General features: G+C 60.6%; 24 protein-coding genes. 12 read left to right on the top strand and 12 right to left on the bottom strand.

Going from position 1 to position 23653, the window contains the following annotated elements; all coding sequences use genetic code 11:
* Positions 1 to 3 precede the first annotated feature (3 nt).
* Entirely contained in the window at positions 4 to 1137 is a 1134-nt protein-coding gene (locus ACR0FE_RS10005) for a Gfo/Idh/MocA family protein (RefSeq protein ID WP_170614215.1), read from the top strand.
* Here the strand turns inward: ACR0FE_RS10005 and ACR0FE_RS10000 are convergent, their stop codons facing one another.
* From ACR0FE_RS10000 to ACR0FE_RS09985, 4 genes are all read right to left on the bottom strand, one after another.
* A complete protein-coding gene (locus tag ACR0FE_RS10000) occupies positions 1138 to 2136 on the bottom strand; it encodes a LacI family DNA-binding transcriptional regulator (protein WP_170614216.1) in 999 nt (332 codons plus the stop codon).
* A 194-nt stretch (positions 2137 to 2330) separates the two neighbouring features.
* On the bottom strand, positions 2331 to 3902 hold the full coding sequence (locus ACR0FE_RS09995) for a DUF427 domain-containing protein (RefSeq protein ID WP_480912670.1): 1572 nt from the start codon (positions 3900 to 3902) through the stop codon (positions 2331 to 2333).
* Positions 3903 to 4007: 105 nt separating this feature from the next.
* Positions 4008 to 4709: a winged helix-turn-helix domain-containing protein gene (locus tag ACR0FE_RS09990; protein ID WP_480812978.1), complete on the bottom strand. Its 702-nt coding sequence runs from the start codon at positions 4707 to 4709 to the stop codon at positions 4008 to 4010.
* Positions 4681 to 4968, bottom strand: a complete 288-nt coding sequence (locus ACR0FE_RS09985; RefSeq protein ID WP_480812979.1) for a hypothetical protein — start codon at positions 4966 to 4968, stop codon at positions 4681 to 4683. The genes ACR0FE_RS09990 and ACR0FE_RS09985 overlap by 29 nt, the downstream gene beginning before the upstream one ends.
* A gap of 175 nt (positions 4969 to 5143) precedes the next feature.
* Between ACR0FE_RS09985 and ACR0FE_RS09980 the strand changes: the two genes are divergently transcribed.
* From ACR0FE_RS09980 to ACR0FE_RS09965, 4 genes are all read left to right on the top strand, one after another.
* Entirely contained in the window at positions 5144 to 5608 is a 465-nt protein-coding gene (locus tag ACR0FE_RS09980) for a hypothetical protein (RefSeq protein WP_321249627.1), read from the top strand.
* 109 nt (positions 5609 to 5717) lie between these two features.
* Positions 5718 to 6335, top strand: coding sequence for a ribonuclease HII (locus tag ACR0FE_RS09975; RefSeq protein ID WP_170614221.1), 618 nt, complete (start codon positions 5718 to 5720; stop codon positions 6333 to 6335).
* 105 nt (positions 6336 to 6440) lie between these two features.
* The gene (locus ACR0FE_RS09970; protein WP_480912669.1) at positions 6441 to 7544 is read left to right on the top strand and encodes a DNA methyltransferase; all 1104 of its coding nucleotides are present in this window, start codon (positions 6441 to 6443) and stop codon (positions 7542 to 7544) included.
* A gap of 147 nt (positions 7545 to 7691) precedes the next feature.
* On the top strand, positions 7692 to 9068 hold the full coding sequence (locus ACR0FE_RS09965) for an adenylate/guanylate cyclase domain-containing protein (RefSeq protein WP_480912668.1): 1377 nt from the start codon (positions 7692 to 7694) through the stop codon (positions 9066 to 9068).
* Positions 9069 to 9153: 85 nt separating this feature from the next.
* Here the strand turns inward: ACR0FE_RS09965 and ACR0FE_RS09960 are convergent, their stop codons facing one another.
* Together ACR0FE_RS09960 and mutY are read right to left on the bottom strand one after the other, a co-directional pair.
* On the bottom strand, positions 9154 to 10290 hold the full coding sequence (locus ACR0FE_RS09960; protein WP_480912667.1) for an alkane 1-monooxygenase: 1137 nt from the start codon (positions 10288 to 10290) through the stop codon (positions 9154 to 9156).
* Positions 10291 to 10349: 59 nt separating this feature from the next.
* Positions 10350 to 11405 carry an A/G-specific adenine glycosylase gene (gene mutY, locus ACR0FE_RS09955; protein WP_480912666.1) on the bottom strand — a complete coding sequence of 352 codons (1056 nt, stop codon included), beginning with the start codon at positions 11403 to 11405 and terminating at the stop codon, positions 10350 to 10352.
* Between the two features lie 81 nt (positions 11406 to 11486).
* Between mutY and ACR0FE_RS09950 the strand changes: the two genes are divergently transcribed.
* Genes ACR0FE_RS09950 through ACR0FE_RS09940 form a run of 3 tightly spaced genes read left to right on the top strand, consistent with a single transcriptional unit; the run spans position 11487 to position 13781 of the window.
* The gene (locus ACR0FE_RS09950) at positions 11487 to 11993 is read left to right on the top strand and encodes a DciA family protein (protein WP_170614226.1); all 507 of its coding nucleotides are present in this window, start codon (positions 11487 to 11489) and stop codon (positions 11991 to 11993) included.
* Positions 11994 to 12006: 13 nt separating this feature from the next.
* On the top strand, positions 12007 to 12669 hold the full coding sequence (locus tag ACR0FE_RS09945) for a DsbA family protein (protein ID WP_170614227.1): 663 nt from the start codon (positions 12007 to 12009) through the stop codon (positions 12667 to 12669).
* Positions 12669 to 13781, top strand: a complete 1113-nt coding sequence (locus ACR0FE_RS09940; RefSeq protein ID WP_480912665.1) for a CaiB/BaiF CoA transferase family protein — start codon at positions 12669 to 12671, stop codon at positions 13779 to 13781. Before ACR0FE_RS09945 ends, ACR0FE_RS09940 begins: the two co-directional genes overlap by 1 nt.
* Here ACR0FE_RS09940 and lpxK read toward each other — a convergent pair whose 3' ends face one another.
* From lpxK to ACR0FE_RS09915, 5 genes are all read right to left on the bottom strand, one after another.
* Complete coding sequence (gene lpxK / locus ACR0FE_RS09935) at positions 13782 to 14780, bottom strand: tetraacyldisaccharide 4'-kinase (RefSeq protein WP_170614229.1); 999 nt, start codon at positions 14778 to 14780, stop codon at positions 13782 to 13784.
* Entirely contained in the window at positions 14767 to 16002 is a 1236-nt protein-coding gene (locus ACR0FE_RS09930; RefSeq protein WP_480912664.1) for a 3-deoxy-D-manno-octulosonic acid transferase, read from the bottom strand. Before ACR0FE_RS09930 ends, lpxK begins: the two co-directional genes overlap by 14 nt.
* Positions 15999 to 16799: a 3'(2'),5'-bisphosphate nucleotidase CysQ gene (locus tag ACR0FE_RS09925; RefSeq protein WP_170614231.1), complete on the bottom strand. Its 801-nt coding sequence runs from the start codon at positions 16797 to 16799 to the stop codon at positions 15999 to 16001. The genes ACR0FE_RS09930 and ACR0FE_RS09925 overlap by 4 nt, the downstream gene beginning before the upstream one ends.
* Positions 16786 to 18132 carry a TldD/PmbA family protein gene (locus ACR0FE_RS09920; RefSeq protein ID WP_480912663.1) on the bottom strand — a complete coding sequence of 449 codons (1347 nt, stop codon included), beginning with the start codon at positions 18130 to 18132 and terminating at the stop codon, positions 16786 to 16788. Before ACR0FE_RS09920 ends, ACR0FE_RS09925 begins: the two co-directional genes overlap by 14 nt.
* Before the next feature lie 250 nt (positions 18133 to 18382).
* Positions 18383 to 19900 (bottom strand): DUF2125 domain-containing protein, encoded by a 1518-nt coding sequence (locus ACR0FE_RS09915; protein WP_170614233.1) that lies wholly within the window; start codon positions 19898 to 19900, stop codon positions 18383 to 18385.
* Between the two features lie 134 nt (positions 19901 to 20034).
* On the opposite strand from ACR0FE_RS09915, the gene ACR0FE_RS09910 reads away from it, so the two are divergent.
* From ACR0FE_RS09910 to ACR0FE_RS09900, 3 genes are read left to right on the top strand one after another with little or no spacing between them, the layout of a single operon-like run.
* Entirely contained in the window at positions 20035 to 20784 is a 750-nt protein-coding gene (locus ACR0FE_RS09910) for an SDR family oxidoreductase (RefSeq protein ID WP_170614448.1), read from the top strand.
* Between the two features lie 5 nt (positions 20785 to 20789).
* On the top strand, positions 20790 to 21389 hold the full coding sequence (locus ACR0FE_RS09905) for an enoyl-CoA hydratase/isomerase family protein (RefSeq protein WP_480440920.1): 600 nt from the start codon (positions 20790 to 20792) through the stop codon (positions 21387 to 21389).
* Entirely contained in the window at positions 21386 to 22123 is a 738-nt protein-coding gene (locus tag ACR0FE_RS09900; RefSeq protein ID WP_480912662.1) for a VOC family protein, read from the top strand. The genes ACR0FE_RS09905 and ACR0FE_RS09900 overlap by 4 nt, the downstream gene beginning before the upstream one ends.
* Here ACR0FE_RS09900 and ACR0FE_RS09895 read toward each other — a convergent pair whose 3' ends face one another.
* Entirely contained in the window at positions 22124 to 22420 is a 297-nt protein-coding gene (locus tag ACR0FE_RS09895; protein WP_480912661.1) for an HNH endonuclease, read from the bottom strand.
* A 47-nt stretch (positions 22421 to 22467) separates the two neighbouring features.
* Here ACR0FE_RS09895 and ACR0FE_RS09890 point away from each other — a divergent pair, with 47 nt between their 5' ends.
* A complete protein-coding gene (locus ACR0FE_RS09890; protein ID WP_480912720.1) occupies positions 22468 to 23652 on the top strand; it encodes a TIGR03862 family flavoprotein in 1185 nt (394 codons plus the stop codon).
* The last annotated feature ends 1 nt before the right edge of the window (position 23653 follow it).

Raw genomic sequence — 23653 nt, 5'->3', positions numbered from 1 at the left:
ACCATGGCAAAGCTGAAATGGGGCATGATTGGCGGTGGCGAAGGCAGCCAGATCGGACCCGCGCACCGTCTGGGCGCTTTGGCGGACGGGCAGTTTGAATTTGCGGCAGGTGCGCTGGATCACCGCCCCGATGTGGGCCGCGAATATGCGCAGCGACTGGGCATTGCTGCCGATCGCGCCTATGGCGGCTGGCAGGACATGCTGGCGGGCGAAAAGGAGCGCCCCGACCGCATCGATCTGGTGACGATCGCCACCCCGAATGCGACGCATTTCGAGATCGCGAAAGCCTTTCTTGAGGCCGGGTTCAACGTGCTGTGCGAAAAGCCCATGACCATGACCGTCGAAGAAGGCGAAGAGATCGTCCGCATAGCGCAGGCGTCGGGCAAGATCTGCGCCGTGAACTATTGTTATTCCGCCTATCCTATGGTGCGCCAAGCCCGCGCCATGGTGCGGGCGGGCGAGATCGGCAATGTGCGGCTGGTGGTGACCAATTTCAGCCACGGACATCACGGCGACGCCACGGATGCCGACAACCCCCGTGTGCGCTGGCGTTATGACCCGGCGATGGCTGGCGTTTCGGGCCAGTTCGCTGATTGCGGCATTCACGCCCTGCACATGGCCAGCTTCATCTGCGACGACGAGGTCGAAAAGCTCTCGGCCGATCTGGCCTCGACCATTACGAGCCGCGTGCTTGAAGACGATGCGATGATCAATTTCCGCACCCGGAAAGGCACGGTTGGACGGCTCTGGACATCGTCCGTGGCCATCGGGCGTCAGCACGGGTTCGACATTCAGGTTTTTGGCGAAACCGGTGGGTTGCGCTGGACCTCGGAACAGCCCAACCAGCTGATTTATACACCCGTGGGCGGCAGAACCCAGATCATCGAAAAAGGCGAGGGCGGTCTGCATGAAGAGACTCAGCGTCTGTCACGCGTTGCCATCGCCCACCCCGAAGGTTTCCCACTGGCTGTGGCCAACATCTATTGCGATCTGGCCGATGCCATCCGGGGTGAGCTGCGCGACGGTCTGCCTACGCCGTCGGACGGCGTCCGCTCGATCGCGGCGGTTCATGCCGCGGTCGCTTCGTCGAAAGAAGATGGCGTCTGGAAAGACGCCCGTCCGCCGATGTTCCGCTGATTATGAGCGGGGCCGCAACGTGCCCCGCTCAATCACCCGGCAGGGGAAGATACGTGCTTCGGGATACCGGGCGGGGTCCTTCAACATCTCCTCGACAAGATCGACGGACGAGGTGATGATCTGCTTGATCGGCTGGTGAATGGTCGTCAGATTCACGCTTTCCCAGCGCGACATTTCCATATCGTTCAGACCGATGATGCCGATATCGATGCCCGGTTTCAGCCCGTGATCCGACAGGGCGGACAACGCCCCGATCGAAAGGATGTCATCGCCGCAGAAATACCCATCAGCCGGAGCCCCTTCCAGGAGTCGCAGCATCTCGGCGCGCCCGGCTTCAAACGAATAGTTGTCGGCGAAAGAATGGGACACTTCCAGGTCGTTGTATTTTTCGACTTCTTCCATAAACCCGCGATACCGGTCCATGGCCGAAGTCGCATCCCTTGGGCCACCCAGATATCCGACACGCTTGTAGCCGCGTGCCATCAACTCACGCGCGGCCATGCGCCCGCATTCCACGTTGTCGATCCCCACGACGTGAACTTCGGGCGAGGTGGCAGACCGACCGAACGTGTGCACAACGGGGACGCCTGCGTCGTGAAACGCCTTGGCAAAGCTCGGCGGCAGAGTGGACGAAGCGACAATCACCGCATCTACCGAATACTGCCGCAGCATCCTGACCGAATTCGCGGGCTCCGTTTCGTCCGTCAGATTGACAATCAGCGGGCGCAGCCCGCGTTCCTGCAGGGCGCGGGTGAACTGGTCGAACACCTCAAGGAAAATCGGGTTGTGAAAGTTGTTGGAAATCAGCCCGATCAGCTTGGTTCGCCCCGTCGTCAGAGAGGATGCAAGCGCGTTGGGGCTGTACCCCAGTTCCTGTGCGGCTTTTTCGACCTTGCTGCGGGTCTTGGCCGAAACCGACGCGCCCTCGGTAAACGTGCGCGAGACCGCCGAGCGCGAGACGCCGGCAAGGGCTGCAACATCTTTAAGCGTGACACTCATGATTGGTGTCTGTGGATTGGGGGGAGGCTAGGAAGCAATTTCATAGTAGCACTATGCACCTTTGCACGAAACTTGCAATCGGTTGCAATGCGGCGGTTGCAATGGCGCAGATGAAGGGGTCAGCCCCTTGAAGCAGGCGGCGTGTCATGCCCAAAAAACGCGTAAGTCTGGCGCGCCCTCAAGTTCATCGTATGTCAGCCGTCCAGCACCGCGTCCGCAGCCGTTTTGAGAGCAAATGAGATTATGGGCTGCGATACATTGTGCAGCCTGACATCTCCCAGGGGAACGGCGTTCGAACAGGCGGGTTCAATGTCCTTTGACACGACGATCCTGTGGTTTGCCGACTTCCCGTATTCACCAAGCCGGGCCGCTATATTGGCGGCCTGACCGATGACGGTGAAATCCAGCCGCTCGCGAGAGCCGACATTGCCATACGTCACCCGGCCATAGGCCAACCCGATCGAGCAGTCGCAATGCGCATCCGAGCCCTCCCCGCGCAGGGTGGCCAGTTTTTCCACGATCCCGATGGCCGAACGCTGCGCATTGGTGCGGGCGGCGGCGGCATCGTCGCCTGCCGGAAACACCGCAAGAACCGCGTCACCGATGAATTTCAGAACCTCGCCACCGTTTTCGTGCACGATCCCCGAAACCGTTTCGAAGAAATCGTTGAGCAGGTTGATATAGGCTGATCGGCCCAGATTCTCTTCAAGGCTGGTCGAATTGCGAAGGTCGCAGAACATGATGGCGGCATCGATTTCGTCGCCGTCGCCGCGTCGGATCTCGCCGCCCAGAACCCGTGCGCCCGTGCGTTTGCCGACATAGGTTTCCAGCAGAACCTGCGCGTTTTCGCGCTGCATGAACACCTCGTAAAACCGCGCGATTACGGCTGAGCATTCAAAGACCAGCCCAAGGTTTTCGGTGGTGAACCCATCCGGGTGATCGCAGGTCAGGGTCAGCACATTGGTGCGCCCGTCCGAAAAGCGCAGCGGCATGGCAACATAATCGGTGGCGCCTTTTGCGCGCAGGTCTTCCATGATCGGAAAGCTGTTATGGGGGTTATCGTCGTTCAGCCGCTGACGTACCCCGCCCAGCCCGTTTGAGACGTGGCGCAACGGGCTGTTGATATAGGCGGGGTGATCGTGAATTTCATAGGTCGGGACGTTGGTCGAAATCTCGGCCGCGCCCTTTTCCCAGATGTAGTGTTTTCCCGCGATCAGCGGGTGCAGGGACCAGGCCAGAATGCTGAGGCGCTGAATGTGAATACCATGGTCCAGCATCTTTTCCGCAAGGGCTTTGGTAAAGGCTTCGGGTGTTTCGTTCTCTGATGCGCCGCGCATCAGCCAATCGATCAGAGGGCCGCTGATGTTGCCATCCTGCGGTTCGCGAAGCGTGTTTTCCCCTAGGTCCAGATCGGTATACGCATTGCGCATGAACCCGATGTGACCATGTATGGCGGCGCTTTCGGGCAGGGCGTCCTCATACGCCCAGACGGAGTTTCCCAGGCGCTCGCCAGCCAGAATCACATCATGATAGGTCGCGGTTCCTTTGAACGGGCAGAAGGTCTGCAATTCGGTTTCATCGCTCAGATCAACACAGACATCCTCGCGGGGTATGTAGATCGTCGGCGCAAGGCGTGTTTCATACATGACCTTGGCGTTTGCGCTTTCCGCCAGAAGGATCTGATCGCGGTATATCGCAATCCGCCCCTTCAGCCGTTCGACCGAGATTCCATATCCTTTGGTTTCAGGTTTGGCGTGGATGTTCATCATCAACCTCCGCTGGCGCAGGTCTTTATAGGATGGGCCTTCACCGCCGGCTTTCCAAGGGCGTTAACGATGATTTGCAGAATTGTGCGCGGCAATGCCTGCGGATCAGACCATCTGAATGACGTCTTTTTCGATCGAAAGCATATAGCCCTTTTTGGCAATATTCTTGACCAGCAATTCGCTGACCATCTGATTGCCCAATGCATCACGCAGCCGCTTGATCCGGGTGGCACCAGCGGCCTCGTCGCAGTCGGCGGCATCCCTGCCCGAAATCATCGCTTCGATCTGAGCGCCGGACAGAACCTCGTCATCAAGCCGGGACTCGGCCAGAACCGACAGGGTTTCCATCGCCGCCGGGGTCAGTTTGAAATCCATGTTGTTGAGATAGACGGTGTTTTCCTCGCGGCTGATCAGCAGCGACGTCACCTGAATGCCGGTCCGTTCGATCTGCGCCATGCGCCGGTTCAGCAGAACGAGCATCACCAGAAACACCAGGGCCGAGATCAGCATCGCGCTGGCAAAGACCAAAAGGACAAAGATCACCATCCGGTAGCTGGACAGCGTGTCGGCAAATGCCGTGCCGGATTGGGCCAGAATCTCCAACAGGCGAATCTCGGTTTGCGAAGTCAGGTCGGACTCGATGAACAGGCGTTCGACACGGGCGTTGAAGGCGTTTGCATCTGGCAGGGTCCAGAACAGGAAGACGGCTGCCGTAACCAGAATCAGGACAATCGCGGCAATGCCCGCGCCAACTAGCCGCGCACCGGATCGCCGGGCCTCAGAAACGGAGAAAGAATTTTCCGGCATTTGCCTTCCTTTGATCCAATCCTTCGGGTCCGAATACGGATATGACGTTCAACAAGGTCCAGCCCGAAGCGCCGAGGCGTTGGGCGACCTCGGATTTGGCCTGTCCCTTGTCGCAGGCTGCAACCTGCATGACGCCATAATGCAGCCGCAGGGGGTTGTCCTGTTTGGCCTTGTAATCCGCATAACACTGGGCCGCCGCCGCAGTGGGTCCCAGCGATATCAGGGCCATGAAGGCCAGAGAAGTGAGGATCTGTTTCATAGGCCGCATCCTGCGCATGAGGTGGCCGGAAATTCAATATCTCAAGGGGTTTGCAACGCTGATATCGGATAACAACCGCCCGTTATTGCTTGTCCGGCATGGTCGGCCCCAGGTTCTGGTCATCAAGTTCCCGGCCGTGAGCAGGCCGCCCGCAAAAAGACAAAGGACAGGCATAATGCACAGGAAATTCATTGCGCTGATCGTTGCGACCGCCATCACGATAACCGGCATTTCCGTGTCACAGGCGCGCGCAGCCGACACCAGGGATCTGCTGGGCGGATTGGCGGCGCTGGCCCTAATTGGGGCGGGTGTTCACTACTACAACAAGGAAAGGCGCGCGGATCAGGCAACACGGCAGCACGCGCCGGTCTACCAACCCCCTGTCGTCGATCACTACCCGGTGCGCCCGCGGCCGCAGCGGCTGGCGCGATATGACCTGCCGCAGCGGTGCCTGCGCACCTTCAAGTCGTATTCGAACAAGCGCCCCCTGCTGACGCCGAAATGCCTCGGCAAGCATTACCGATATTCCGATAGCCTGCCCCGCCAGTGCGAAGTTGGTTTCTGGGATGGCAAAAAGGTCAAGCGGGCATACGAACCCGCATGCCTGCGCCAGCAAGGATACCGTGTGGTTCACCAGTAACGGGTTTCGAGCAGGAGCGGCGCCACAGAAGCGCCGTGCAGGAGAGGGTGGCGCAGGCTGCCCTCTCTTTTTTCTTGCGGTATTGGCCGAAAAGCGCTTTGCCGGAAGTATGACACAACCGAATTTCGATCTGGAACAGGCGCTTCTGGCGCGGGGGCATATCAGGGTTGCCGGCGTTGACGAAGTCGGGCGCGGCCCGCTGGCCGGACCTGTGGTTGCCGCTGCGGTCATCTTGAACCCCGATGATATCCCCGAAGGTCTGAACGATTCCAAAAAACTGACCGCAAAGCGCCGCCAAGCGCTGGACGTTGCGCTGCGCGAACGGGCCGAAATCGCGTTGGGCGAGGCTTCGGTGCCGGAAATAGATGAACTCAACATATTGCGTGCCTCGCATCTGGCCATGACGCGCGCGGTTCAGGCTTTGGACCCGGCCCCGGATTTTCTGCTGATCGACGGCAACATGATTCCGCGCGGGCTGAAACTGCCGTCCCAGGCGGTGGTCAAGGGGGACGCCCGATCGCTGTCGATTGCGGCGGCCTCGATCATCGCGAAAAACTGGCGCGATCGGGTGATGGTGGATTTGGCGCAACAGCATCCCGGCTATGGGTGGGAGGCAAACGCCGGATATCCGACAAAACAGCATCGCGACGCGCTGCAAAATCTTGGTGTCACCCCACATCATAGACGTTCGTTTAAACCGGTCCACAATATCTTGTATCAAGAGTAAATCTTAAGTCGCTGATTCAAAAAAGAAATTGACGGCGAATCGTCTTTGACTCATCCTTGTCTCAACCAAATGAGCGCAAAAGCGCCGTGGAACCGAGGCAGTGAAATGACCACAATCAAGACAAAGGGCGCGGCGGCGCTCCCTATTAACACGATTCTATCCGGCGACTGCATCGATGTGATGAACAGTCTGCCTGAGGCGTCGGTGGACCTGATCTTTGCAGACCCGCCATATAACCTGCAACTGAAAGGCCAGCTTCACCGCCCTGACAACAGCCAGGTGGATGCTGTCGACGATCATTGGGATCAGTTCTCCAGCTTTGGTGCCTATGACCAGTTCACGCGGGACTGGCTGAAGGCGGCGCATCGCCTACTGAAGCCGAATGGCGCGATCTGGGTGATCGGCTCTTACCACAACATCTTCCGCGTGGGATCCGCCCTTCAGGATGCCGGGTACTGGATTCTGAATGACGTCGTGTGGCGTAAGTCCAACCCGATGCCGAATTTCCGGGGCAAGCGGTTCACCAACGCACACGAGACGATGATCTGGGCATCCAAGCGCGAAGGCGCGAAGTACACGTTCAACTACGAAGCTCTGAAGGCCCTGAACGAAGGCGTGCAGATGCGCAGTGACTGGGTGCTGCCGATCTGCACCGGGCACGAGCGTCTGAAGGATGAAAACGGTGACAAGGCACACCCGACGCAAAAGCCGGAATCACTGCTGCACCGCGTTCTGATCGGCTCGACCAATCCCGGTGATGTCATTCTGGACCCGTTCTTTGGCACCGGTACGACCGGAGCTGTCGCCAAGATGCTGGGACGTGAGTTCATCGGGATCGAGCGCGAGGAAAGCTATCGCAAGGTTGCCGAGAAACGCATTACCAAAGTGCGCAAGTTTGACCGTGAAGCGTTGGAGGTCAGCGCCAGCAAGCGCGCAGAGCCGCGTGTGCCGTTCGGCCAGCTGGTCGAACGTGGGATGCTGCGCCCGGGCGAGGAGCTGTATTCGATGAACCAGCGCCACAAGGCCAAGGTTCGAGCGGACGGAACGCTGGTGGGCCAGAACGTCAAAGGCTCGATTCATCAGGTCGGTGCACATCTGGAAAATGCGCCGTCCTGCAACGGCTGGACCTACTGGTGCTTCAAGCGCGATGGCAAGACAGTGCCGATCGACGTGCTGCGCCAGCAGATCCGGGCCGAGATGCACAACTGAATTTACCAATACCGCCGGTGCCTGTGGCCTGACACAAGGCACTAAGCCTTGCCCCGCCGTTTTCGGCGGGGTCTTTTGTTTTGCGCCGCACGATGCTTGGATAGCTACAATTCCGGTTCCCAGCCGTGCAACAACGGAGCAGCAACCATGACGGACACCACGGCCAGCACATCCCGATTTGACCGTTTTTTCTTTACGAAGCCGGACAGTTACGATCTGGACAACAAGTATACTCTGGCAGCGATGGAACAGCACAAGCGCGAGGGGCTGGAACTGGCTGTACGCGCGCGGTGGATCGCGATGGGATTGACGGGAGTTCTGCTGATCTTTCTGAACCCGCACCCTGAGGTTTTGTATTACCATTTCATCCTGCTGCTGATTTGCGCAAATGGCTGGCTGATCCGGCGTGCTGGACGAGTGGGGCAATCGCGAATCGAACTGCTGCTGATCTTTGTTGATCTGATGATTATGACCCTGGGGATGATCATCCCAAACCCGTTCAGCGACGATGTCCGACCATTGGCCATGCAGTACCGGTTCGATAACTTCCAGTATTTCTTCATTATTCTGGCTGCGGGTACGCTTGCCTATTCCTGGCGTACCGTTGTTGCGCTGGGCACCTGGACGGCGGCCATGTGGACAGTCGGCTGGATCATCGCCTGGTGGGTGGCAACGCCCATTCCAGGCATCAGCGAGCGGGTGGCAGAAGCCCTGAAAGGGTATCCGGATGTGGCCGAACTGCTTGATCCCAACAGCTTCATGGTGTCGCAGCGCGTACAGGAGGTGATTGTCTTTCTGATGGTCGCAGTGACCCTTGGCGTATCGATGCGGCGTCTCAACCGGCTGCTGCTGAGCAATGCGGGGCTTGTGCGCGAGCGGGCCAATCTGTCGCGGTATTTCTCGCCAAATGTAGTCGACGAGTTGAGCCAGAATGACGAACCGCTCAAGCAAATCCGTAAGGAAAACATCGCTGTCCTGTTCATCGACATTGTCGGGTTCACCAAGTTTGCGGCCGGTCGTGATCCTTACGAGGTGATCGAAGTTCTGCGCGGGTTTCACGCGCGCATGGAGACCGAGGTGTTTCGGCATCACGGAACGCTGGACAAGTACCTTGGGGACGGGTTGATGGCCACGTTTGGTACCCCGGTGCCCACATCATTGGACGCCAGCAACGCGGTGGCCTGCGCCCGCGACATGGTGGGTGTGATTGATAGATGGAATCTGGAACGGCGGCGCGCGGGTGAGCCCGAGATCCATGTGGGGATCGGCGTTCACTATGGTTCGGTGGTGTTGGGAGATATTGGGGCCAACCGGCTGGAATTCGCGGTGATCGGAGACGCAGTCAATGTGGCGGCGAAACTTGAGGCGACGACCCGAACCCTGGGCGCGCGGGTTGTCCTGAGTGACGCAGTGTTCAGGCAGGCGAAGCAGGAAAACCAGCTCTCATCTCTGGATGGGTTCACAAAACGGGAAAACCAGGCCGTGCGCGGTGTTGAGACGCCCGTGGATGTCTGGGCACTTTGAGCAGCAAGCGCTCCCGCCGATTTATCCTGCATCGCAGATGCAATCTAAATCGTTGGGCCGGGCAGCACGCCGAGGCGTGCTGCGGTCAGGCTTTGGGCATCGGGTTCTGCGCCTTGTTGTAGGGCCCCCAGTCCGTGATATCGGGGTAATATTGACGCCGCCATGCGCGAACCCGCGGGTTCATCACTTGCCGCCAGAAAGGCGGGATCATCGCGGCAATGGTCATGACCGGATAGCCGTGTGGCAGTTGGGGGGCGGTGTCCTCGGAATGGTGTTGCAGAAGTGGGAAGCGGCGGTTCGGCTTGTAATGATGGTCCGAATGGCGTTGCAGGTTGATCAGCAGCCAGTTCGATGCCTTTTGCGACGCGTTCCACGAATGGTGCGGGTGGACGTGTTCGTATTTTCCGTCGCCCAGATGTTTCCGGGTCAGACCGTAATGTTCCACGTAGTTCACCAGTTCAAGCTGCCAGACCGCGACTCCGGCCTGCAGCAGGAACAGGCCCAGTCCGGACCAACCGCCCAGTGCAACCGCCAGCAGCAGCATCCCTCCTTGCAGGGCCCAATACCGCCAGAACGGATTTGACTGATCGGTCCAGGGCCGGTCCTTGCGGCCGAGTTTGGCCTTTTCCGCACGGAACGCCGAGACAAGACATTCGCGCAGGACACGGGGATAAAACCGGTGAAATCCTTCGTTGTAACGCGCCGTGACCGGATCGCGCGGCGTGCCCACGTAGCGGTGATGCACCAGCAGATGTTCAGAGCGGAAGTGGGAATACAGAACCATGGACAGCAGGATGTCTCCCAGCCAGCGCTCAAGCCGGCTTTTCTGATGCATCAGTTCATGGCTGTAATTGATCCCGATTGTGCCCGAGAGCACACCCATGCCGAAGAAAAGGCCGATCTTCGCAGCCACGCTCAGGTGGTCCGTGTGCGTGGCGTACCAGATCAGGCCGAATAATGTCAGGAACTGCAGCGGGACCCAGATTTTGGTCAGCCAGATATACCAGCCAAGCATGGCATCGGGCGTATCCGGGTCGCCATTTTCAAGCTCCATCCCCGTCAAACGGTCGAGCAGGGCAAAGGTCCACCATGTCGACAACGGAATCAGCAGAACCCATGCGCCGCCCAGAACGGCCGATACCCAGATCACGGGGATCAGAAGGATAGAAAGCCAAAAGGGCAGGGCCGATTGCCAGCGTGACAGGGTGTCTTGTGCGATCATGGTCGGGCTCCGCAAGTGTGGCCCGACACTAGCCGGGCATTGAGCTGTGATTCAACGGCTCAATGGTCGCGCCACAGATCGTAAGCCTTGCGCATAACGGTCGGCAGGTCACCGGGTCGGAACGCGTGTTTTTCAATGATGGTCAAGCCCGCCGGGGCCGAGTTTTCAGGCAGGGGCGCCGCCCAGATGCGCAGCACCAGATGGAAATGGGTGAACGTGTGGCGCACTTCCGCTGGCAGGACCTGCCAGTTTCCCGCAAAAGGTGGCGATTCGATCGGCGTGTCGGACCAGTCCGAACCTGGCCAGCCCAGCATCCCCCCCAGCAATCCCTTGTCCGGTCTGCGTTCCAGCAGCATCGCACCATCCCCGCGCTGGGCAATATAGACATGCCCGTATCGTGTGGGTTTCGGCATTTTGGCCGTCTTCCGGGGCAATTCCGCCTGCGTGCCCGCTAGGCGGGACTGGCAGGGCGCGCGCAGGGGGCAAATGCCACAGGCCGGAGATTTCGGGGTGCAGATCGTCGCGCCAAGATCCATGACCGCCTGAGCATAATCGCCGGGCCGTTCCAGCGGGGTCAGGCCGGCCGCCTTGTCCTTCAACTGTGGTTTCGAACCAGGCAGGGGATCGTGAATGTCGTAAAGCCGGGACATGACCCGTTCGACGTTGCCGTCGAGAACCGTTTCAGGGCGGTCGAAGGCGATGGTGGAAATGGCGGCAGCGGTATAGGGACCGATACCCGGCAGTTTCAACAAGCCGTCATATGTGTCGGGGAACTGGCCCGCATGCACATCAGTCACGATGCGCGCGCATTTCAGCAGGTTGCGGGCGCGGGCGTAGTAACCCAGACCGGCCCATTCCCCCATGACCTGATCGTCAGGTGCCGCTGCCAAGGCGTCAACGGACGGCCACCGCGCGGTGAAGCGCAGGAAATAGTCCCGCACGGCGGCAACGGTGGTCTGTTGCAACATCACCTCGGACAGCCAGACATGGTAGGGGTCGGGGCGGACCCCGGCAGCCCGGTCCGCGGGGCCGACACGCCACGGCATTTTGCGTGCGTGACGGTCGTACCAGTCCAGCAACGTCGTGCTGACGTTAAATTCAGTGATGTCACGCAAGTTTTATGCCTCTCCCTGTCGGGTTTCGCTGGCGCCCGTTGTTCTGCCCATTACAATAGCCGCGCAGGAGTTGGAAACCAGATGCGACCGAGACGTTCGACCACCCGCGGGTTCAAACGGACCGCAACATTGCTGAACAATCAGATCCGTCAGGCCGGTGAAAGCCGGGGGTTTGCCGTATCGCGTCTGCTGACCCACTGGGCCGAGATCGTGGGGCAGGACATTGCGGCCATCGCGCGGCCCGTCAAGGTTGGGTACGGCAAAGGTGGGATAGGGGCGACGCTGACCCTGCTGACCACCGGCCCGCAGGCGCCGATGCTGGAAATGCAGAAAGAACAGCTGCGCGGCAAGGTGAATGCGGTTTATGGCTATAACGCGATCAGTCGCGTGCACATCACGCAGACCGCTCCGACAGGATTTGCCGAGGGGCAGGCCAGTTTCGACCACAAGCCGAAACCGGCGAAACCCGAAATCAAACCCGAAATCGCTGCCGAGGCAGACAAAGTGTCGCGTGACGTAAACGATGGTGATTTGCGCGCGGCCCTTGAACGCCTGGGCCGCAACGTTTTATCCAGACAAAAACGCTGAGAAAGGGCTGAGAATGAGCCGTATTGCAACCGTAATCTGCGCGGCGGTCGCCGTTGCCGCTGGCGGCTATTGGCTGTCGCTGTCAAATTCCACCCCCGCCAACCCGCTGATCAGCAGCGCCGAGGCGCAGGAAGCCGACCTGGACACCTCGACCATTAAAGAAATGGTGCAGGGGGCCGCAGATGCTCCGGTCGAGATCATCGAATATGCATCCTACACCTGTCCGCATTGCGCGAATTTTCACACCGGGCCGTACAAGCAGCTCAAAAAGGAATTCATCGACACAGGCAAGGTGAAGTTCATCTACCGCGAGGTTTATTTTGATCGCTACGGTCTGTGGGCGTCGCTGGTGTCCCGTTGCGGCGGACCGGAAAAGTTCTTTGGCATCACGGATCTGATCTATGAAGGCCAGTCCGAGTGGTCCCGCGCGGGTGGTCCCGCCGAAATCGTTGACGAGCTGCGCAAGATCGGTCGTCTGGCCGGTATCGGCAACGATGAGCTTGAGGCCTGCCTGCAGGACGGAACGCGCGCACAGACGCTGGTGGCCTGGTATCAGGAAAACGCCGAGCGCGACGGCATCACCGCGACACCGTCATTTGTCGTTAACGGCAAAAAGGTCTCGAACCAGTCTTACGAAGAGTTCAAACAACTGATCGAAGACGAGTTGGGCAACTGATGGCGGCCCCGCTGGCCGGTCTGAAGGTTGTCGAACTGGCACGAGTTCTGGCTGGCCCCTGGGCCGGTCAGACCTTTGCGGACCTTGGGGCCGAGGTCATCAAGGTCGAATCTCCGGACGGGGATGATACCCGCGCCTGGGGACCACCCTTTGTAACGCGGGATGACGATGTATCGGCGGCGTATTTTCACGCGACCAATCGGGGCAAGGCGTCTGTCACGGCGGATTTCAGAACCCCCGAGGGTCAGGAAAAGGTGCGCGCGCTGATAGCGGATGCAGACGTCCTGATCGAAAACTTCAAAGTCGGCGGCCTGAAGAAATACGGGCTGGACTATGACAGCGTGAAACAGATCAATCCGCGTCTGGTCTATTGCTCGATCACCGGGTTCGGTCAAACCGGTCCCTACGCCAACCGGGCCGGGTACGATTTCATCATTCAGGGCATGTCCGGACTGATGTCCATTACCGGTGAGGCGGACGGGCAGCCGCAAAAGGCGGGCGTTGCGACAACGGACGTGTTCACAGGGGTATATGCAGTCGCGGGCGTACTGGCCGCTCTGTATCAGCGCCAGACAACAGGCCGTGGGCAACATGTGGACATGGCGCTGCTGGATGTCGCCGTGGCTGTCACCGCCAATCAGGCGCTGAACTACCTGACAACCGGTGTTGCGCCTTTGCGGATGGGCAACGCGCACCCCAACCTGGTTCCGTACCAGGTGTTCGACTGTGCCGACGGCCATATTGTCATCGCCACCGGCAATGACCGTCAGTACCAAAGCCTGTGCCAAATCCTGGGGCTGGCAGAACTGGCCACCGCGCCGGATTTTCTGCACAACAAGGACAGGCTGGCCAACCGCCGGGTGCTGATCGCCCGTCTGAATGGCGAAACGGCGCAGCGCAACAAGGCTGAACTGCTGGCAGCCTGCGAAGCCGGGGGCGTTCCCGCCGGTCCAATCAATACGATGGACGAGGTGATGGCGGACCCACAGGTCATTGCGCGTGGAATGCAGATTGAACTGGACGGTGTGCCCGGTGTGCGCACGCCGTTTGTGTTTTCCGATGCCGAGCTTGCCCTGACCCGCCCTTCGCCGAAGTTGGGCGAGGATAACTGATCAGGGCGGCGGAACCGCTTTCAGCACCATGTCCCGGACCAGATCGGATTGGTCCACCTGGAGACGAACAGGCAGGGTGATCACCTTGCTGCGGAACGCGGGCGGCAGGCGCACGGCGTCTTTTTCGGTTGTGACCATCTGTGCGCCCAGCAGGCGGGCTTCGTTTTCCAGACGGGTCATCAGGGCGGGTGTCAGAGGCTGGTGATCATCCAGCGCCTCGGCCCGAAGCAGGCGCGCGCCCTGCTGGCGCAGGGTCCGAAAAAACTTCTCCGGATGCCCGATGCCTGCGAATGCCAGAACCGGGGCGTTGTCCCACTCCATGCCAGTTTGCAGCCGTTCCACCGCGCCGGTGGCATGCGGCACGTTCAGACGTTTGCCCCACTGCGCGGTAAATGTGTTCTGTGCGTCGGAATCGCCAAGTGACAGAACCAGGTTCGCACGCTGCAGACCGGCGTCGACGGGTTCGCGCAGGGGGCCGGCCGGCAGGCACAAACCGTTTCCGAACCCGCGTGCAGCATCCACCACGATGACCGAGAAATCCTTGGCAACGGACGGATTCTGAAAACCATCATCCAGAATGATCGCGGTGGCGCCTGCATCGGCCGCAGCTTGTGCACCTGCTGCCCGGTCCTTGGCCACCCAAACTTCGGCAAAGGCCGCCAGCAACAAAGGCTCGTCTCCGACCTGTGCGGCAGTGTGTTTGCCCGGATCAACGCGCACGGGCCCGTCCAGCGAGCCGCCATGGCCGCGCGAAACCACATGCGCTTCGTGCCAGGCGTTGCGCAGTTGTTCGATCATCCAGATCACGGTGGGTGTCTTGCCGGTGCCGCCCGCATTCAGGTTGCCGATACAGATGACCGGAACGCCCGGCCTGATCCCCGGTTCCGAGGCGACTCGCCGGGCAGTCGCCGCCGCATAGAGCCACCCCAGCGGCGCCAGCAACCGGGCACGCAATGCGGGACGGTCGGGCGGGGAATTCCAGAACTCAGGTGCCCGCATGCTGTGTCCTCCGGAGGTCCAGCAGGTCCTGAACCATGTCGATCAGCCGATCTGCCTGTGGGGCGCCCTCGGTCACGATCTGCCATCCGGCCAGGGCCATATCGGCCGCGCGGTCCGGTGCCAGCAATTCCTCGACCGCGTCGCCAAGTTCGGTTGCGGTTCTGACCGTGCGGGCGGCATCCACCATGTCCAGACGGTCATAGAGCTCCTGATGGCGGTGGACGAACGGTCCATGGATAACGGCCGATCCAAGTGCCACCGCTTCAAGCGGATCATGACCGCCCATGCCACTCTCCAGCGAACTGCCTGCGAATGTCACGGCGGAAACCCGTTGCCACAGGCCCAGATCCTCGCGCTCGGCGGACAGGATCACCTGTGTTGTGTCTTCGATCGGTTCGCCGTTGTCCCAGTTGACACAGCGCAGGTCCATGGCCGCAAGCCGCCGGTGCAGGGGGGCCGCTTCGGACGCGTCCGCCACATGCAAAACCAGCGCGAGCCTGGGCAGCATCCGCAACGCCTGCCGGTGCGCGCTGAGCACCGAGATGAACTCCTTGTCCTGCACGCATGAGGCAAGCCAGACAGGACGACCGGCCAGCACGTGATTGGTCTCGATCAACTCGTCTTCGGGCCATGGGCGCGGGTTGGGGCTGATATGCAGCGGCGGAGATTCCGTGACCTTGGCCGAATGTATGCCCAGCCGCCGGATCTGACGGGCGGCTTCAGGCGTGGTCGTGAGAATCGTGTGAAAACAGTCGAACGTGTATCGGGCAAGGTCGGGCAGCCATCTGGCCCCCCGCGGAATCACGACATCGACCTGAGCTTCGACCAGGATCAGCGGAATGCCGTTTTCTTCCGCCTGGGTGATCAGGTTGGGAACAAGCCCGCCGCCAACCCAAACACCAATGTCCGGTCGCCAGTGCTCCAGAAAACCGCGAACCGCGCCGGTTTGCTCGGCCGGAAGGGAAACAACCGGAAAGGTGCTATCCGCCCAAAGCGCTAGGTCGGCGCCGTAAGGGGCGGTAATCAGCACCGACAGGTCAGGACGGGACCGCGTCAGCCTGTGGCAAAACTCATCAACGACGCGCAAGCGCAGGTGGCTGTTGACGTGAACCCAAAGCAATTCGCCGTCCGGGCGCGCCTGCTGCTTTTGCCCTCCGGTTTTGGGCACGCCCCAGGATAGTACCCGATAGGCCGCAAGGCTGAAGGACCTGGGCTTGCTCATACCGGCAGCCCGTGCCCGTCCGGGTCAAGCTGTTCACACAGCAACCTATAGGTTTCGGCACCCGCCGCGATCACACCGTTCAGGCGCGGTTGGGGGTTGTTGAAGCGCAACGGTTGTCCTTGCCGGTTCGAGCAGATGCCACCGGCTTCGCGGATGATCAGATCACCGGCTGCAATATCCCATTCCCAACTGGGTCTTAAGGTCAGCATCCCGTCAAACCGCCCTTGCGCCACTGCGGCCATGCGATAGGCCAGGGATGGGCGGTAGTTGCGTTTGAAATCGGGCACCTGCCCGTGCTTCCAGTGAACGGGCTTCAGGTTAGGTTTGGCAGCCAGAATTTCGGCGTCATGCAGGCGGTTTGTCTGCGTGGTACGAATCCGCTCACCGTTCAGTGTTGCGCCCTGTTCAGCCGCTGCCGCATACAGGAGGTTTCGCATCGGCAGATAGATCACCGCCGCCGTCACCTTGCCCTGATCCGCGACCGCCAGGGAATGTGCCCAGGTTCGCGACCCTTCGGCAAAGCTGCGGGTTCCGTCGATCGGATCGATGATGAATGTCCTGCGGCGTGACAGCCGGTCGGGTGAATCTTCGGTCTCTTCGCTCAGCCAGCCATAACCGGGGCGGGCCGAAGGCAACATCTGTTCGAGCATTGCGTTGACGGCCAGATCCGCCTCGGTTACGGGGCCGGTGCCATCGGGTTTGTCCCAGCGCTGCGCATCTGCCCCCGAGTATCGGGTGGCGATCTTGCCAGCCTCCCGGGCGGCCTCGATCAGCAGGGGCAGGTCAGTTGCCGGCAAGTGTCATTCCCTCAATCAGCAGCGATGGGACAACCCGTGACAGATAGGGGCGGGCGTCATTTGCCGGGACGATCCGTTTCAGCATGTCGCGCAGATTGCCCGCAATCGTGCATTCGTTGACCGGGTGGGTAATCTGCCCGTTCTCGACCCAAAAGCCGGATGCGCCACGGGAATAGTCGCCGGTGTTGGGGTTGATGGTCGACCCGATCATCGATGTCACAAGCAGCCCGGTGCCCATGTCGCGCAACAGGTCCTCGCGGCTTTGGTCGCCCTGCGTCAGGCTCAGGTTCCAGTTGCTGGGCGAGGGTGGTCCGGACACGCCGCGTGCAGCGTTGCCGGTGGACAGCATTTCTAGTTTTCGGGCACTGGACAGATCGAGGGTCCAGCCGGTCAGAACACCGTTTTCGACTATCGCCCGGCGGCTGGTCGGCAGACCCTCGGCGTCAAACGCGCGGGAACCCGAAATGCGCGGGCGATGCGGGTCTTCAATCAGCGACAGATGATCGGGCAGGACCTGCCGGCCCAAACAATCGGTCAACCATGACGCCCCGCGCGCGATGGCAGACCCGTTGGCGGCCGCCAGAAGATGGCCGATCAGCGAGGATGAAATACGTTCGTCAAACAGGACCGGGAAACTTCCGGTTGCCGGTTTGCGGGCTCCAACCTGCTGGACGGCGCGTTCACCCGCAGTGCACCCGATCTCTTCCGGGCTGCGAAGATCGCTTTGGAAGGTGCGGCTGTCGCCGTCGTAGTCACGTTCCATCCCGGTGCCTTCGCCCGATATTGCGACACAGGATGTCGATCGGCTGCTGCGCAGATACCCCCCGGAAAATCCGTTCGTGGCCGCAAGATGCACCCTGTGTGTGCCATACGCAGCAGCGGCGTCTGACACTTGTGAGACGCCGGTCACGGCCAGTGCAGCAGCTTCGGCCGCCAGTGCGTCCTGCAGCAGGTCTTCGGCCGCGGGCTCGGGGGTTGGGTCGAACATTTCAAGCGAAGGCATGTCCCGTTCGGTGGCCAGCTGGTCGGGATCGGCCAAACCGGTGAACGGGTCTTCGGGGGCTTCACGCGCCATCGCCACGGCGCGTTCGGCCATCGCGCTCAGCGTTTCGGGGCGGCTGTCAGAGCTTGAGACAATCGCCTGACGTTTGCCAAGAAACACGCGCAGACCCAGATCGGTTCCTTCCGAGCGTTCGGCATGTTCCAGAGCACCCTCACGCACTTCGACCGACACCGAGGAGCCGTCAATCACGATCGCATCTGCGGATTCTGCCCCGGCCTTGCGCGCAGCATCAAGCAGGTGATGGCTGATCTCTTCGGGTGTTCGGGTCATGACGCCTCCGCTCTGATTTTTACTGGACCTAGCCTTGGACTGCGCGCCCCGCAAGTCCTGCGGCCGGATTGAGCGTGACGAAGCGCCGGATCAGTCTGAGTTTGGGGTATTGGTGGGATGTGTGTCCGGTTCGGCAGGGTGGGACGGCATTGTTGTGTTCGCTTTACCCGAGCTGCCGGGGGTCACGGTATTTGCTGAAGTGCGAGGCTGGCACCACAGGCCGTTCAGACTCGTGGTGCCAGTGGCTGGCTTATTTGATGCGCTGGCCGTTCGCCAGAATCTGACCGTCTTCGGTGAACTTGATGGTCGAGTTCAGCGTGTCCGGCGCGTCACCCGGTACGGCCATCAGCCCCATCATCATCCGGGCACCCAAGGCGTCGTTGTCCGAAATCACTCCCATGCCGATCAGCTTGTCGATCAGGGCGTTCGCCCCGACAAGCTGCAGATTCGCTTCGCCAGCGGGAACCGGCATGCCGCCAGGTTGCTGGGTGTTGGTATTGTCGAACGTGAAGTCACCGTCACCGGTCAGGCGGGCACCCACCAGTGAAACCAAAAGCTCGGTGATTTTCAGCGAGTGCAACTCGCCCGGTGCTTCGCCGGTCAGATCTTCTGCCACTTCGGGATCGAAGATATTCATCAGCACCTTGGCCGTTCCGGTGCTATTCAGCGCGATGGTCGCCGGGTCGCGGGGCAGCGCGCCTGCAGGGTCGAAGATTCCCCACAAAACATCGGACATGGTGAAGTCGGTCAGGTTCAACCCAAAGGCAAAGGGCTGGATCTCTTCCGATTGCTGAACTGGCAGCTCGAATTTCAGCCCGGCATTGGTCATCGCGATTTCGATCGGGAACGGCAAATCGGCGGTGGTGACGGCCAGCCTGGTGCTGTTTTGGTTGATGTCGTAGGCAATCCGCTGTGCGTCGAGGCTGGCGCCGAACTGGCCGCCTTCGGACTGGCTGCTCATGGAAAAGGCTTCGCCCTTGCTTGTACCGGCGATATTGGTCTGGCCAGATGCATAGGTGAACCTGCCCGAAAAGGCGAAACCGGCCTCGTACAGCGCCGCCGGGTCCGACATGTTGAAGTCGGCCGGTATCACGCTGTCGCTGTCCATGACAAGCTGGTCCAGCTTTCCGTCGATTTTGCCGGTTTCACCGCTTTCGGGATCGTCAAAGGCAAGCCCGTACGTCAGGGCGGTCACTGCAAAGGATTGTTTGATGTCGCGCCCGTCGCGGATTCGCATCTGCGAACTGCCGGTCAGGCCTGTCATCGTCATGCTGGCGTCCAGAATTTCCCGGGGTACTGGCTGGCCGTCAACCTGAATGTTGTCCAGCGAAACCGCCATGGAATTGGCCGTGTAGGTATAGGTCATGTCGTCCGGGGTGCCGGAAACAACCATATCCAACCCATCCAGGGCGTAGACAACATCGGCAGAGAATTCCTCGCCTTCGGCATTGCCGGTGACGCTCATGGGAAAGGAGTCGGGAAAGCCAATGCTGACGGTCCCATCGCCGTTGTCGCCCAGCGTCATTTCCGGGACCTTGATCACGAACTGCCCTTCTTCTTCGGGCAAGGCCATTGCAAGCGTCATGTCCGAGATGGTGGTTACGGCACCGGACACCGACTGTTCGCCGTTTACGGTATAACCCATTTGCGTGAAGTAAGCCTGCCAGTCGGCCCAGACGTCGCTGGCTGTTACGTCGGCCAGCGCCCCCTGGCTGACAACGGCATAAGCCAGAACAGCGCCGCAACTGCGGCGAAGGAAATGCGACATAGGATTACCCTTCTCGATGAATTTTTGCGCACATCGTCGTGCCTGCGGCGGCGGGCGTCAAGGGGGCAGGGCTGGACCAATTCCCCTTGCGCGCGTTACAGAGTCCCCAGATATGATTTCAATGGGGGCAGAGTATTCCGATGCAAGGGAAAACTGTACTGATAACCGGCGCCAGCCGGGGTATCGGCGCCGAAGCGGGGCGCGTATTTGCCGCAGCCGGCGCCAATGTTGCATTGGTGGCGCGCAGTCGCGACCAGATCGAGGCTTTGGCCTCGGCGCTGGGTGACAACGCCATCGCGCTTAGCTGCGATGTCAGCGACTTTGCGCAGGTGGAACAGGTCGTGGCCGATTGCGTGGACCGGTTTGGCGGCCTGGATGTTCTGATCGGCAATGCCGGTGTCATTGAGCCGATCTTTCATCTGTCCAATGCCGATCCCGAGGCCTGGAGCCAGGCGATCGATATCAACCTCAAGGGTGTGTTCTACGGGATGCGTGCGGCGCTGCCCGTCATGCGTGCGGCGGGCGGTGGTACGGTTCTGACAATATCCTCGGGCGCGGCCTCCAACCCGGTCGAAGCCTGGAGCCATTACTGCGCGTCCAAGGCCGGAGCCAAGATGATGACCGAGTGCCTGCATCTGGAAGAGGCCCATCACGGTATTCGCGCGATGGGGCTGTCGCCGGGAACGGTTGCGACGGACATGCAGCGGGTGATCAAGGCCAGTGGTATCAACGCCGTCAGTCAGCTGGACTGGAGCGACCATATTCCGGCCGACTGGCCTGCACGGGCCCTGTTGTGGATGTGCACGCCGGACGCGGATGAGTTTCTTGGGACGGAAATCTCGCTCAGGCAGGAAGACATCCGCAAAAGGGTCGGGCTGACGTGATTGAAATGGATAAGGCCGACGGGTTGTGGACCGTCACCATCAACAACCCCGGAAAGGCCAACGCGCTGACCGGGGACATGCTGGCGCGTATGGCCGAGATCGCCGAAAGTGCAACACAGGCCCGCGCGTTGATCCTGACCGGTGCCGGCAAGGTGTTCAGCGCGGGCGCGGATCTGGACGAGGCCCGGGCCGGCCTGGCAATTTCGGACGTGTGGGAACGCCTTTCGGGCGCCATTGCCGCATTGCCCTGCCTGACCATCGCCGCGCTGAACGGAACTCTGGCAGGGGGCGCGAACGGCATGGCCCTGGCTTGCGATATCCGCATTGCAGTGCCGACGGCGAAGGTCTTTTATCCGGTCATGAAGCTGGGCTTTCTGCCACAGCCATCCGATGCCAAACGCATGACGGCGTTGATCGGACCTGCGCGGACAAGGCTGATCCTGATGTGTGGTCAGAAAATTTCCGCGCAAGAGGCTTATGCTTTTGGTCTGGTCGACAGGATCGTCGAGCCGGATCATCTGATGACCACTGCCCGTGATCTGGCAGCCGACAGCCTTGCGGCCAATCCCGAAATCGCGGCCGGGATCGCAAGGATGTGCCGATGAGATTGTCCGCCCTGCGCCTGCGCGTTGACGACCCGGATGCTCTTGCGGGGTTTTACCGCGATGCGTTTGGAATGTCCGTGCGGCGGGAAGGTCCGAACCGGCGGGTTGGTTATGCAGGTCAGGATGCGGATCTGTTGCTTATGCCCGGAGGTGGTGGCTATCGGCACGACCGGGGTCAGCGATACTGGAAGATCGGGATCACTGTGCCCGACGTTGATCTGGCTGCCGCCCATCTGCGCCGAATGGGCGTCGATGTCAGCGCGCCAAGGCAGTTCCTGGATATCGGATATATGGCGCATCTGAGCGATCCGGACGGCTTTGTCATCGAATTGCTGCAGCATGATTTTGACGGCAACCGCACGGACGGGGCCGCCGATCCAGAGAACCCCTTTGCGCGGGCCCGTATCGGACAGGTAACGCTGCGCACGGGTGACATTGCGTCCGAAGACCAGTTCTGCCGGGGTCAGGGCATGCGGTTGTTGTCGATGCAGGATGTCGCGCTTTATGGATTTGATCTGCACTTTTACGCTTTTACGAAAGACGTGCCGCCAAGTGGTGATCTTTGGGCCGTCCAGAACCGCGAATGGCTTTGGAAACGCCCCTATACAACGTTGGAGTTTCAGCATGCCCCGGATGCGCAATTCTCGCCGGTTCCGGATTACCGGGGGCTGGAAATAGAAGGGCTGAGTGCTGCGGTCAGCGATGCCGCCGGGGATCGATGGTTGCCCGCATAGTCAGCGCCCGCGCCGCTTGCCCGGAACCCTGGAACGGAAGCCGGGCGGTCGCTTCCGCACCCAGATCAGAAACTTCTCAAGCCGGGGATGGGCGCGCAGGGCTTCGACCGTACTGTAACTGCGCGCGAGTTCGGCTTCGGTCAGCGTGGCGTGAACTTCTTTGTGGCAGATCTGGTGCAGCAAAACGGTGGGTCCGCCCTTGCCACCTTTGAGTTTTGGGATCAGATGGTGCACGCTGCCGCTCCTTTCCGGGATCGGGCGGTCGCAAAGCGGGCAGATCGGATCGGTTGTCAACATGGTATGGCAGAGTCGCGCCGTCTGAAGCACATGACAAGAGGGCAATGATGGCACAGGCTGTGGTGATCGGAGCAGGTCCGGCGGGTCTGATGGCGGCAGAGCAACTGGCCCGTGCCGGCCATGACGTGCTGGTGCTTGAGGCCAAACCATCCGTTGCGCGCAAATTCCTGATGGCAGGCAAGTCCGGATTGAACCTGACCAAGGATGAGCCCTTTGATACACTGATCCGGTCCTACGGCAGCGCGGCTGACTGGCTGCGCCCGATGATCGCGGAGTTCGATGCGCACGCCGCGCAGGAATGGGCGCGCGATCTTGGGCAAGAAGTGTTTACCGGCTCGACTGGCCGCGTGTTTCCGAAGGCGATGAAAGCATCGCCTTTGTTGCGGTCCTGGCTAAGGCGACTGGATACGTCCGGGGTGCAGATCAGAACGCGCTGGCGCTGGCTGGGTTGGGAAGGACAGAAACTGCTGTTTGAGACACCCAGTGGTCGTCAAAGCCTGTCCAGTGACGCAACGGTGCTGGCACTGGGCGGGGCCAGTTGGGCGCGACTGGGATCGGACGGTGCCTGGGTGACGCATCTTGCGCAGAAAGGTGTTCCTCTGGCCCCGTTCGCCCCATCGAACTCGGCCCTTTCTGTTTCCTGGAGCCCGCATATGCAGGCCCATTTCGGCGCGCCGCTCAAATCAGTTGAATGGCGCGCCGGTGAGCTGCGGTCTCGTGGGGAGGCGACCCTTTCGGCGACGGGGCTGGAAGGGGGCGGGTTGTATGCCTTGACCCCGGCGTTGCGCGACGGCGCGGAATTGCAGGTCGATCTCTTGCCCGATCTGGCAGAGGATGTGCTGCACCGCCGGTTCTCGGACAAAAAAACCAAGACGACGCTGTCTCAGTGGTTGAAAAAGAGTTTGCGATTGCCGCCGCAGAAAGTCGCATTGTTTCACGAAATGACGGCGGGGCAGTCACTTACGCCAAAACAGACGATCAAAATGCTCAAGGCTTTGCCCGTGCGTGGCGCGGAATTGCGCCCGATGGACGAGGCGATCTCGACCGCAGGTGGTGTTGTCCGCGCGGCTTTGGACGACGGGTTTATGCTCAGCGCCATGCCCGGCGTGTTCTGTGCGGGCGAGATGCTGGACTGGGAGGCTCCGACCGGCGGGTATCTGTTGACTGCATGTCTGGCGACCGGGCGATGGGCAGGCAGATCGGCGGCGGAATGGCTGGAACGGGCAGGGTGAA

It is taken from the genome of Ruegeria sp. K7 (assembly GCF_056531785.1).
The sequence above is the reverse complement of the archived record's forward strand: the minus strand, read 5'-3'. Positions and strand labels throughout refer to the sequence as shown.

What these genes read in the sequence shown, in the direction of transcription:
- ACR0FE_RS10000 (WP_170614216.1), bottom strand. Translation starts at nt 2,136, where the DNA reads ATGAGTGTCACGCTTAAAGATGTTGCAGCCCTTGCCGGCGTCTCGCGC.
- ACR0FE_RS09985 (WP_480812979.1), bottom strand. Translation starts at nt 4,968, where the DNA reads ATGAAACAGATCCTCACTTCTCTGGCCTTCATGGCCCTGATATCGCTG.
- ACR0FE_RS09945 (WP_170614227.1), top strand. Translation starts at nt 12,007, where the DNA reads ATGAGCCGTATTGCAACCGTAATCTGCGCGGCGGTCGCCGTTGCCGCT.
- ACR0FE_RS09900 (WP_480912662.1), top strand. Translation starts at nt 21,386, where the DNA reads ATGAGATTGTCCGCCCTGCGCCTGCGCGTTGACGACCCGGATGCTCTT.
- ACR0FE_RS09965 (WP_480912668.1), top strand. Translation starts at nt 7,692, where the DNA reads ATGACGGACACCACGGCCAGCACATCCCGATTTGACCGTTTTTTCTTT.
- ACR0FE_RS09980 (WP_321249627.1), top strand. Translation starts at nt 5,144, where the DNA reads ATGCACAGGAAATTCATTGCGCTGATCGTTGCGACCGCCATCACGATA.
- ACR0FE_RS09930 (WP_480912664.1), bottom strand. Translation starts at nt 16,002, where the DNA reads ATGAGCAAGCCCAGGTCCTTCAGCCTTGCGGCCTATCGGGTACTATCC.
- ACR0FE_RS09895 (WP_480912661.1), bottom strand. Translation starts at nt 22,420, where the DNA reads ATGTTGACAACCGATCCGATCTGCCCGCTTTGCGACCGCCCGATCCCG.
- ACR0FE_RS09890 (WP_480912720.1), top strand. Translation starts at nt 22,468, where the DNA reads ATGGCACAGGCTGTGGTGATCGGAGCAGGTCCGGCGGGTCTGATGGCG.
- ACR0FE_RS09940 (WP_480912665.1), top strand. Translation starts at nt 12,669, where the DNA reads ATGGCGGCCCCGCTGGCCGGTCTGAAGGTTGTCGAACTGGCACGAGTT.
- ACR0FE_RS09970 (WP_480912669.1), top strand. Translation starts at nt 6,441, where the DNA reads ATGACCACAATCAAGACAAAGGGCGCGGCGGCGCTCCCTATTAACACG.
- ACR0FE_RS09960 (WP_480912667.1), bottom strand. Translation starts at nt 10,290, where the DNA reads ATGATCGCACAAGACACCCTGTCACGCTGGCAATCGGCCCTGCCCTTT.
- ACR0FE_RS09915 (WP_170614233.1), bottom strand. Translation starts at nt 19,900, where the DNA reads ATGTCGCATTTCCTTCGCCGCAGTTGCGGCGCTGTTCTGGCTTATGCC.
- ACR0FE_RS09920 (WP_480912663.1), bottom strand. Translation starts at nt 18,132, where the DNA reads ATGACCCGAACACCCGAAGAGATCAGCCATCACCTGCTTGATGCTGCG.
- ACR0FE_RS09995 (WP_480912670.1), bottom strand. Translation starts at nt 3,902, where the DNA reads ATGAACATCCACGCCAAACCTGAAACCAAAGGATATGGAATCTCGGTC.
- ACR0FE_RS10005 (WP_170614215.1), top strand. Translation starts at nt 4, where the DNA reads ATGGCAAAGCTGAAATGGGGCATGATTGGCGGTGGCGAAGGCAGCCAG.
- ACR0FE_RS09905 (WP_480440920.1), top strand. Translation starts at nt 20,790, where the DNA reads ATGGATAAGGCCGACGGGTTGTGGACCGTCACCATCAACAACCCCGGA.
- lpxK (WP_170614229.1), bottom strand. Translation starts at nt 14,780, where the DNA reads ATGCGGGCACCTGAGTTCTGGAATTCCCCGCCCGACCGTCCCGCATTG.
- ACR0FE_RS09990 (WP_480812978.1), bottom strand. Translation starts at nt 4,709, where the DNA reads ATGCCGGAAAATTCTTTCTCCGTTTCTGAGGCCCGGCGATCCGGTGCG.
- ACR0FE_RS09950 (WP_170614226.1), top strand. Translation starts at nt 11,487, where the DNA reads ATGCGACCGAGACGTTCGACCACCCGCGGGTTCAAACGGACCGCAACA.
- ACR0FE_RS09975 (WP_170614221.1), top strand. Translation starts at nt 5,718, where the DNA reads ATGACACAACCGAATTTCGATCTGGAACAGGCGCTTCTGGCGCGGGGG.